The sequence below is a fragment of the Massilia sp. YIM B02763 genome, from assembly GCF_030412015.1.
Classification (GTDB): domain Bacteria; phylum Pseudomonadota; class Gammaproteobacteria; order Burkholderiales; family Burkholderiaceae_D; genus Telluria.
Map to the genome: position 1 here is coordinate 141,813 of NZ_JASNRD010000015.1, position 8,487 is coordinate 150,299.

Consider the following 8,487-nt stretch of genomic DNA (forward strand, 5'->3'; position numbering starts at 1 on the left):
TGCGCCGGCCCGGCGCCACTTTTCGCACGGAGCGCCCCATGAAGTTCTACCTGGTTTCCCTCGCGGTCGGCCTCCTGGTCGGCTGCATCTACGCCTTGCTGCAGGTGCGCTCGCCGGCCCCGCCGGCCATCGCGCTGATCGGCCTGTTCGGCATGCTGGTCGGCGAACAGGCGGTGCCGATCGCCAAGCGCCTGATCTCCGGCGAGCCGGTCACCGTCTCCTGGTTCCGCGCCGAGTGCGTCAGCCGCATCAGCGGGGTCGAGCCCCCGCGCCAGGCGCCGCAAGACCCCGCGGCATGAGCTGCGCGCCCGACGCGCCATACCGCGTCCTCGTCGTCGTCGACGACGACGCCGTGCGCGAAGCCATGCTTAACCTCCTGACGGCGGCCGGTTATGCCGCCGAGGGCTTCGGCGACGGCGCCGCGCTGCTGGCGACGGCGCAGGCGCACCTGGCCCACTGCGCGGTGCTCGACATCCACCTGGGCGACGCCGATGGCTTCACGCTGGCCGAACGCCTGCGCGCCGGCGCGCCCAACCTGCCGCTCATCTTCATCACGGGCGACGAGGACCCGCGCCTGGACGAACGCGCCGGCCGCGCCGGCGCCCTGGCCCTGATGCGCAAGCCGGTCGACACCGACTGCCTGCTGGCGCTGATCGACGCGATACCGCCCGCGAGGACGCCCCGATGAACGCACATTCCAGCTATCCGATTTGGCGCGACCCAGCATTTTCCGCTATTCTTGCCCCCATGAATGAACTGGAGACAGGGATGAGCGAGCGCCTCGTCATGGTGCTCGACGACGATCCGACCATCCGCAGCGCCGTCTCGGATCTGCTCGAGGCGGAAGGATACCGCGTCGCCGCGTTCGCCTCCGCCGCGGACTTCCTCGAGACCCCGGCGCCCGCCATTCCCTCGTGCGTGATCCTGGACATGCAGATGCCCCAGTTCGACGGCATGACCGTGCTCCAGCACATGGCGCGGCGCCGCCTGGCCTTGCCCGTCATCTTCCTGACGGGGCATGGCTCGATCCCGCTGTCCGTCGCCGCGATGAAGGCGGGCGCCAACGAATTCCTGACCAAGCCGGTCGATCCGGACGCGCTGCTGGCGGCCGTGGGCGAAGCGCTGGCGGCCGACTGCGCGCGCATCGCCGAGCGCCGCGAAACGGACCGGCTGGCCGAGCTGCACGCCCAGCTGACCCCGCGCGAACGGGAGGTGTTCGCGCTGGCCATCGGCGGCCTGCTCAACAAGCAGATCGCCGACGAGATGGGCATCAGCGAGATCATGGCCAAGGTGCACAAGCGTAACCTGATGCAGAAGATGCAGACCCGCACGCTGGCCGAGCTGGTGCGCATGGCCGAGCGGCTCGGCATCGAGATCACGCGCCGGCGCTGAGCACCCGGCGCCCACGGCTTGAATGCCGCAGGCGCGCGGCCGGCGGCCTTACTGCCGGGGGGCCGACCGCACGCCGTCCAGCGTGCGGCCGACCCACGCGGCCAGCGCGTCGTCGTCGCCCATGCGGCCCGCATACGGGTAGTCCGGCATGAAGGGCTCGCGCGTCGCCTGTGCCGTCACGTACAGGGCCGACGGAATGTACAGCGCGCCGCGCCCGCTGGGCAGGTCGGTGCGCGCGATCTCGCCCAGCGGCGAGTAGCCGATCGTCGCCTCGCCCAGCAGCACGGCGTCGCCCGTCGCCTGCAGTTGCTGGACGAAGTTCATGCACGAGCTGAAGCAGTTGCGGTCGATGACGGCGGCCAGGCGCGGACCGCGCGGACGCTTGACGACGAAGGGCGCTGGCGGCGCATCCGACGCGGGAGGCGCACCGCTGACCTGGGCCATCCTGCGGCCTGCGCGCATGGCCTCGCGCACCTTCGCCAGGTCGGCCGCGAATTCGTCCTTCGAGGCGGCGAATTCCGGCTTTGCCGCGTAGTGCTGGAGCAGGGCGACGGTGGCCCCGTCGGCGATCAGGTATTTCCGCATCCCTCCCGCTTCCGCCAGTTGCAGGCTGTACGCTTGTCCGTACAGCACGCCCAGCGCCCGCCGGCCCCAGCTCGAATCGCCGCCGCCGTTGCCGCGCAGGTCGAACACGATCCAGTCGGCATCCTTGACGGTGGCGAGCTGCTTGTACAGCGCTTCGTAGGCGGTTCCCGACGCGGCGCCGTTAAAGTCGGGCATGCCGACCCAGTAGCGGCCCTTGCCCAGCGCCGTCATGCCGACCGGCTTCGCACGCGCGGCGCTGGCGCGGCGCCGCGCGTCGAAGCGCGCGACGGCGGCGGCATCGCCCGCCACCTGCAGCGGCAGGGCATAGCGCCGGCGGCCGCCGTCGGGCAGGTCGAACACGCAGGCCTTGGGCGTCCACCCCAGGCCCGCATCGAACATCACCTGCTGGGCCAGGGTCGAGAACGTGCCCGCGTATTCGATGCTGGCGCTGTTGAACGGCGCGGCCTCTTCCTTGAGCCAGGTGCCGATCCAGGCGCCGTCGCAGCTCTGCGCGATGGCGCCGGCGGGCGGCAGCGGATTCGGCCAGCCCGGCTCCGTCCACACCACGCGGTAGCGGCCGTCGACCAGGTCGAGCACGAGGCCGGTCCAGCCGCGCGTCTTCTGGCGCAGGTCGATGCCGGTATGGGGATCGCCGAAGCCGGCGATGAAGCGCCGCATCAGCCGCAGGTAGTCCTGTTCCGTATGCACCTCGTCCACCTGGGCCAGCGCAAGCGCGCTCCCTGCGGCCAGCGGCGCGGAGACGCTGGGCAGGCCGCCGACGATGCCGGCATGGCGGGCCGCGACCGTGTCGATGGCGAAGCGGATGTCCTGGCGCGCGGCCGCGGTCCAGTCGGTTTCCGGGGAGGCGGCGCCGGCGGCGGCGCACAGCAGCGAGAGCGCGAGCGTGGCGCCGCGCAGGCGGGACGAGGAGGGCATGGATGGGCGGGCAGGGTTGGGATGCCTGAAGCGTAACAAACCGTGACGCAAGAAAATGCGCGCATTGTCACGCCCGCGGCGCCGTCCGCGAAGCCGGCGCGAAGGCGCTATACTGGCCGCATGCGCATCCAGCTTTTTTCCGACCTCCACCTCGAACGCAATTCCGGTTTCGTCCCCTTCATCGCACCCGACACGGACGTCGTCGTGCTGGCCGGCGACATCGGGTCCTACCAGTCCAATTCGCGCCTCACGGACGAGGACTTCGGCCTGGCGCGTTTTTCGCCGCGTCGTGCCGATGCGCCGAAGGCGCGCGTGCTGTACATCCCGGGCAACCACGAATTCGATTCGCTGGAGTACGACACGGCGTATGCGCGCCTGCGCGCAAGCTGCGAACGGCTGGGCATCGAATGGCTCGACCGCGAGACGGTGACGATCGAAGGCGTGCGCTTCGTCGGCACCACGCTGTGGGCCGACTTCGACGCACTGGCGAGCCGCGAGCCGGACGCCGGCAAGCGCCTCAAGGCGCGCGAGAAGGCCTTTCGCGCCGCGAACTACTATCTCGCCAGGAACACGACGCTCAAGGATGGGCAGCCGGTGCTGGCCGAGCAGCAGCGCGAGATGTCGCTCGATTGCCAGGCCTGGCTGCGCGCCGCAATGTCGGCGCCGTTCGACGGCACCACCGTCGCCGTCACCCACTACGCGCCCAGCTTGCAAAGCGCCGATCCCCGCTATGGGCTGACGCCTGGCACGGCGGGCTTCTGCAATGCCATGGACGACATGTTCGCGCTCGCCGACGTGTGGATGCACGGCCACCTGCACTGCGCCAACGACTACCTCGTCGAGACGGAGACGGACGGCCGCCGGCGCACCTGCCACGTCATCGCGAATCCGCTCGGCTATGCGGGCAAGGGCGAGCAGGAAGCGTTCCGGCCGGACCTGGTCATCGCGCTGCAGGACCGCTTGCCGCAGGACCGCTCGCGATAGGACGGCGCGCTGCCGGCGCGCCGGCGGCCTGCAGGTGCGACGCCAGCGTCGCCTCCGAGAGCTCGCCGATGCGGCGGCCGACCAGGCGTCCCCTGGCGTCGAAGAACAGCGTGGTCGGCAGGCCCGGCGACCCGGTTGCCCGGCCCAGCGCGCCGCTGCGGTCCAGCAGCAGGCGGTCGAGCTGCACGCCGGCCTCGCGCAGGTAGGTGGCGACGGCCGCGGCATCCTCGCCCTGGTTCACGAACACGAAGCGCACGCCCGCGTGCGCGCGCTGGGCGCGGGCCAGCAAGGGCATTTCGCGCCGGCAGGGCGGACACCAGGTGGCCCACAGGTTGAGCACGACGGGCTGGCCCGCCAGCGTGCGCAGGTCGACGCGCTTGCCGTCCGGTCCTTCCAGCGTCAGCGCCGGCAGCGCGCCGGCCGGTTCGCGTGCCGTCCACCACAAGTGGCTGGCGCCCCAGGCGACGAGGGCGGCCGCGAGGCCGGCCGCGACGGCGCGGCGGGCAGGGCGCCGCCGCCACGCCAGCGCCGCGCCGCACAGCACGGCGGCGACTGCGGCGACGCTCGCGTCGAAACCGCCGTCGCGCAGGTCCAGCACGCGCAGGGGATCCGCCCCGTAGCCGGACCACCAGCGCGCGACGAAGCTGGCGCGGCCCGCGACCAGGGCTGCGGCGGCGCACATCCACAGCAGGCCCTCGACGCGCACGCCGCCGCGCCTGGCCACGGCATTGCCGACGCCCAGCGCGGCGAACAGCGCGAGCAGGGCCGTCAGCACGCCGGGAGCAAAGGAAAACGGTCCGATCGTCATCGTGCCCTCCTATTCGTCGCGCAGTTCGCGCGGGATCGCGTAGCCGAAGCGCTTCGGGTCGAACGTCAGTGCCCAGGTATGCGCCTCGACGGGCCGGCCGTCCAGCGTGCCGCCCGCGGTCACGGTGATCGGCGCCGGCAGCATGCCGTCGCTGGCGGCGAGGCGGTAGGACCAGCTGCGCTGCTCGCAGCGCAACGGTTCCTCTTCCTCCTCCTCTTCCGTGTCGTCCGGGGCCGCGTGGTTTGCCGCGTCATTTGCCGCGGCATTGTCCGCCGCATTGTCGGCATCCGGCGTCGTGTCCCGGTTCCAGGTCTCCCACGCGGCCTTCGCCGCCTCGCACGACACGGCGGGGCGCGCCGTGCGCGCGGCCAGGAACTCGCCCAGCACGGCGATCTCGCCGCCGTGCGGCGCGAGCACGGTATTGGTGGTCGTCACGGGCGCCTGCGCGGGGTCGGTGCCGCTCTGCGCCCGCACGATCCAGCCGCGCAGGTTGGCGCCCAGCGCCAGGAAACGCACCTGTTCCGGCCGCACGGCCAGCGTCGATTCGTACTTGACCTGCAGGCTCGCCTGCGCCAGGTTGCCGTCCCAGGGGCGGGCGGGGTGGAGGTGGAAGGCGCCGTAGACGGCGTGCTCGCTGCCGTCCACGGCCGCACCGCTGGCGACGAAGTACAGCTCGTCGCCGTCGGCGCCGTCCGTGATCTTCTCCTGCTGCACTACGCGCATCAGGTAGGTGACGTTGTCGTCGCCCGTGTACAGCCAGCCCTTCTTCTCCGTCGAATAGCTGCCGTAGGTCGCGGCCATGACGCTGTCGATCACCGTCGCCTCGTCGATGGCGACGCGCGGCGTGCCGCGGTAGGCAGCCGTGCCGACGACGACCAGCGCCAGCAGGACGGCCCCCGCGAGCACGTAGAGCAGCACCCGCAGGCGCGAGCGGCGCGGCCGGGCGCCGGGTTGCGCCGCCCGGGCCACGGGTTCCTTCAGGTCGTCCATCTGTTCCTCGACATCGAAAACGGGATTGCGAATTCCCAGTTATCAAATTTTACAGGATCGAGGCGTCAATACGGGGCGCCGCCCCTGTGGCGACGGCTTGCGCGCAGCTGGATCAGGGGCGCTTCAACTGCCCGATGACGCTCGCCACCTTGGTGGTGATGACGTCGACCGCCGGGCCGTTGGCGCCGTGCGGCAGGATGACGTCGGCATGGCGCTTGGTCGGTTCGATGAACTGCTTGTGCATCGGGCGTACCGTTTCCATGTACTGGGCGACGATGCTCTCCATCGTGCGGCCGCGCTCGGCGATGTCGCGCTGCATGCGGCGGATGAAGCGCACGTCGGGCGCGGTGTCGACGAAGATCTTCAGCGACATCATGCTGCGCAAGTCCGCGTCGTACAGGGCGAACAGGCCCTCGATGACGATGACGGGGGCCGGCTTGACGGGAATCGTCTTGTCGGAGCGGTTGTCGATCGTGAAGTCGTACTCGGGCATGGCGATCGTTTCGCCGTTGCGCAGGGCGCGCACGTGCTGCACCAGCAAGGGCCAGTCGAAGGCCTGCGGATGGTCGTAGTTCTGCTTGCGGCGCACTTCGGGGGACAGGTCGGACTGGTCGCGGTAGTAATCGTCCTGCATCACGACCGAGACCATCTCGGCGCCGAACGACGCCAGGACCTGCTGGGTCACCGTCGACTTGCCGCTGCCGCTTCCGCCGGCGACACCGATGACAAACGGAGGGGTGGGAATCTCATTCATCCCCGCATGATACCGGAGTGGCGGGGGATCCGACAGGGCTGCTTGAACCGACGCCAGGCGATCGACGGCGCTGTTGCGTTACCGGAGCTCGTCGCAGCCGGTCAATAAAAACGGCTGATGCACGCAGTGGCAACTGCGCACGCGCGTTTTATGTTTGATCCTCGTAAAGAACGCCGCCAAGCAGCCGGGCCGACAGATTATAGGCAAGGCAGGACAGGGCCGTCGCGACGGCGCCGGAGAGCGCAAACAACAGCGGCATCACAATCAAGTACATCCACCATTCGGTGCGGTCCGGGTAGCCGTGACGTTCCGGATCGAAGCTTTTGAAAAAGCGCATCAGCGCGACGGTGGGATAAGAGAGAAAGAAAGCAACCAAGAGGCCGTGCAGTGTGGCACTCATTACACCAATACGTTTCAGACGTTTTTCGCTCATGTGGTTCTCGCAGATACCTGACGCACCAGGTAATTCTTTCTAAAAAGATCTTGTAGCACGATGCGTCGGGAGCCAATAAAAAGAGTGGCGCTCACGTATCGGAACAAGCAAGGGGGCGGCGACAGGCCATCCGGTCAAGGCCGATCGGCGCCGGCGTCTGCAAAGTTGTCACGCAAGAATTCGTCCTCGCGCTGTATCGTCAGGCCCGCTTCCTCCGCCAGCGCCAAGATGCGTGGCAAGTCGGCATGCTTTGCCAACAAAGGGGACCAATCGCTGCCACCCGTTCTGATGTGCAGGAGTTCCATGCCGTGCTGCCTGACCCAGATGGAAAACGACAGCAGAATGTCGGCGGCAGTTGCTTCTTCGGTTCCGCTTGAGTGCCACGGGGCAGGCTGGCAATGAGAACGCAAAGCTTCGTTTGCCCGCCATTCGATTTCTTCGCTCGCGCGATAGTCAAGATGGATCAGTAGCCATTTGCCGAGTTGTTGTCCGCGTTCCCCGACCAAACCGTTGAGCAAGGCGTCGCCAGCCATCTCGCCGGGTTGAAGGCATGACATGACTCGGCTGGCAAGACGCTGGCTTTCATCGGCCCCTAGATGTTGGGATATCAATAGGACGAATTGCTTCAAGGCTCGTCTTGATTTTCTGGATACGGAAAAGTGCTCCTGGAGGATCTGCGTGTCCGACAGGCTCTCGTCCGCTTCGACATGGACGTCGGGTCGACGGATATCCTTTTCCAGCAGCTTTTTCAGGAAGGTGAACATGATACGTGGTGGTGGCAGCCTGACGCGGATGGCAATACGCCGGGTCGGTCAATCGCAGCCAAATTCCTCGTACGGGAGTTTGGCTTCCTGGTTTTCCTGCGACAGGTCGGCCCACTTGCGGCCGGCGTCGAGGTCTTTGTCGACGCCGTCACCGGCGCACAACATGATCGCCACGTCGGCCTGGGCCGAGGCCAAGCCATGCTGGGCAGCCACGAGGTCGAGCGCATACGCTCTTGCCGCGTCTTTTCTCGCGTACGCCGAATCCCTCTTGTAGACATCCGCCAGTCGCGCGTGGGCGATGGGATGGCCTGCCTGCACGGCCGCTTCGAACAAGCCGAGGGCACGCGCCCGGTTCGCTGCGAGATCACGCGGCTGGCAGCCCCCGGTGCAGTACCAGAGCCACGTGCCGAGGAGATACTCGGCACTCGGGACCTTCGCGTCCGCCGCAACGCCCATCAGTTCATAGGCGCGCTGGGACCGGCCGTCTTCCATCAGATTACGTGCCAATTGCACCGTCGCCGCGAGATCACGCTGCGCATGCATTTTCTCGAGTGTCGCGTTGTCCAGGTCATGAACGCGGGCAAGGTAGGGATCTGACCACTCGGCGGCATGGATCGCACTACTGAGGCAAGCAAGCAAGAGGAAAAATTTCTTCATTGCATGATTATAGGTGGGTCGAACACGGGCTCCTACCGGGATGTTGTCCTTATGTAACTATGAGCTGGAGCGTCGGCAAGCCCAAGTTTGCCAAGCGCAACGGTCTGAACCGACCCAAGTTTGCATGCCGCGAACGACATTGGGCCCCTGCCTGTGAACTGACCCAGAGAAGTTAGACATAACT

At 68.0% G+C, this 8,487-nt stretch carries 11 protein-coding genes; 4 read left to right on the forward strand and 7 right to left on the reverse strand.

Annotation, left to right across the window (positions count from 1 at the left end; translation table 11 throughout):
- The first annotated feature begins 38 nt into the window (after positions 1 to 38).
- The 3 genes from QPK32_RS18645 (at position 39) to QPK32_RS18655 (ending at position 1,392) form a co-directional block, all read left to right on the forward strand.
- Positions 39 to 299, forward strand: a complete 261-nt coding sequence (locus tag QPK32_RS18645) for a XapX domain-containing protein (protein ID WP_290414283.1) — start codon at positions 39 to 41, stop codon at positions 297 to 299.
- Positions 296 to 688 (forward strand): response regulator transcription factor, encoded by a 393-nt coding sequence (locus QPK32_RS18650; RefSeq protein WP_290414284.1) that lies wholly within the window; start codon positions 296 to 298, stop codon positions 686 to 688. Before QPK32_RS18645 ends, QPK32_RS18650 begins: the two co-directional genes overlap by 4 nt.
- Positions 689 to 768: 80 nt before the next feature.
- Positions 769 to 1,392: a response regulator transcription factor gene (locus tag QPK32_RS18655; protein WP_290414285.1), complete on the forward strand. Its 624-nt coding sequence runs from the start codon at positions 769 to 771 to the stop codon at positions 1,390 to 1,392.
- A gap of 48 nt (positions 1,393 to 1,440) precedes the next feature.
- Here the strand turns inward: QPK32_RS18655 and QPK32_RS18660 are convergent, their stop codons facing one another.
- The gene (locus QPK32_RS18660) at positions 1,441 to 2,913 is read right to left on the reverse strand and encodes a S41 family peptidase (protein WP_290414286.1); all 1,473 of its coding nucleotides are present in this window, start codon (positions 2,911 to 2,913) and stop codon (positions 1,441 to 1,443) included.
- 120 nt (positions 2,914 to 3,033) lie between these two features.
- On the opposite strand from QPK32_RS18660, the gene QPK32_RS18665 reads away from it, so the two are divergent.
- Positions 3,034 to 3,897: a metallophosphoesterase gene (locus QPK32_RS18665; protein ID WP_290414287.1), complete on the forward strand. Its 864-nt coding sequence runs from the start codon at positions 3,034 to 3,036 to the stop codon at positions 3,895 to 3,897.
- Here QPK32_RS18665 and QPK32_RS18670 read toward each other — a convergent pair.
- From QPK32_RS18670 to QPK32_RS18695, 6 genes are all read right to left on the reverse strand, one after another.
- On the reverse strand, positions 3,854 to 4,705 hold the full coding sequence (locus QPK32_RS18670; protein WP_290414288.1) for a TlpA disulfide reductase family protein: 852 nt from the start codon (positions 4,703 to 4,705) through the stop codon (positions 3,854 to 3,856). The two genes, QPK32_RS18665 and QPK32_RS18670, sit on opposite strands and share 44 nt — an antisense overlap.
- 9 nt (positions 4,706 to 4,714) lie before the next feature.
- A complete protein-coding gene (locus tag QPK32_RS18675) occupies positions 4,715 to 5,695 on the reverse strand; it encodes a hypothetical protein (protein ID WP_290414289.1) in 981 nt (326 codons plus the stop codon).
- Positions 5,696 to 5,807: 112 nt separating this feature from the next.
- Positions 5,808 to 6,449 (reverse strand): uridine kinase, encoded by a 642-nt coding sequence (gene udk / locus QPK32_RS18680; RefSeq protein WP_290414290.1) that lies wholly within the window; start codon positions 6,447 to 6,449, stop codon positions 5,808 to 5,810.
- Positions 6,450 to 6,597: 148 nt separating this feature from the next.
- Entirely contained in the window at positions 6,598 to 6,882 is a 285-nt protein-coding gene (locus QPK32_RS18685) for a hypothetical protein (protein WP_290414291.1), read from the reverse strand.
- Positions 6,883 to 7,016: 134 nt separating this feature from the next.
- The gene (locus QPK32_RS18690; protein ID WP_290414292.1) at positions 7,017 to 7,646 is read right to left on the reverse strand and encodes a hypothetical protein; all 630 of its coding nucleotides are present in this window, start codon (positions 7,644 to 7,646) and stop codon (positions 7,017 to 7,019) included.
- Between the two features lie 48 nt (positions 7,647 to 7,694).
- A complete protein-coding gene (locus tag QPK32_RS18695; protein WP_290414293.1) occupies positions 7,695 to 8,303 on the reverse strand; it encodes a hypothetical protein in 609 nt (202 codons plus the stop codon).
- Positions 8,304 to 8,487: the final 184 nt, after the last annotated feature.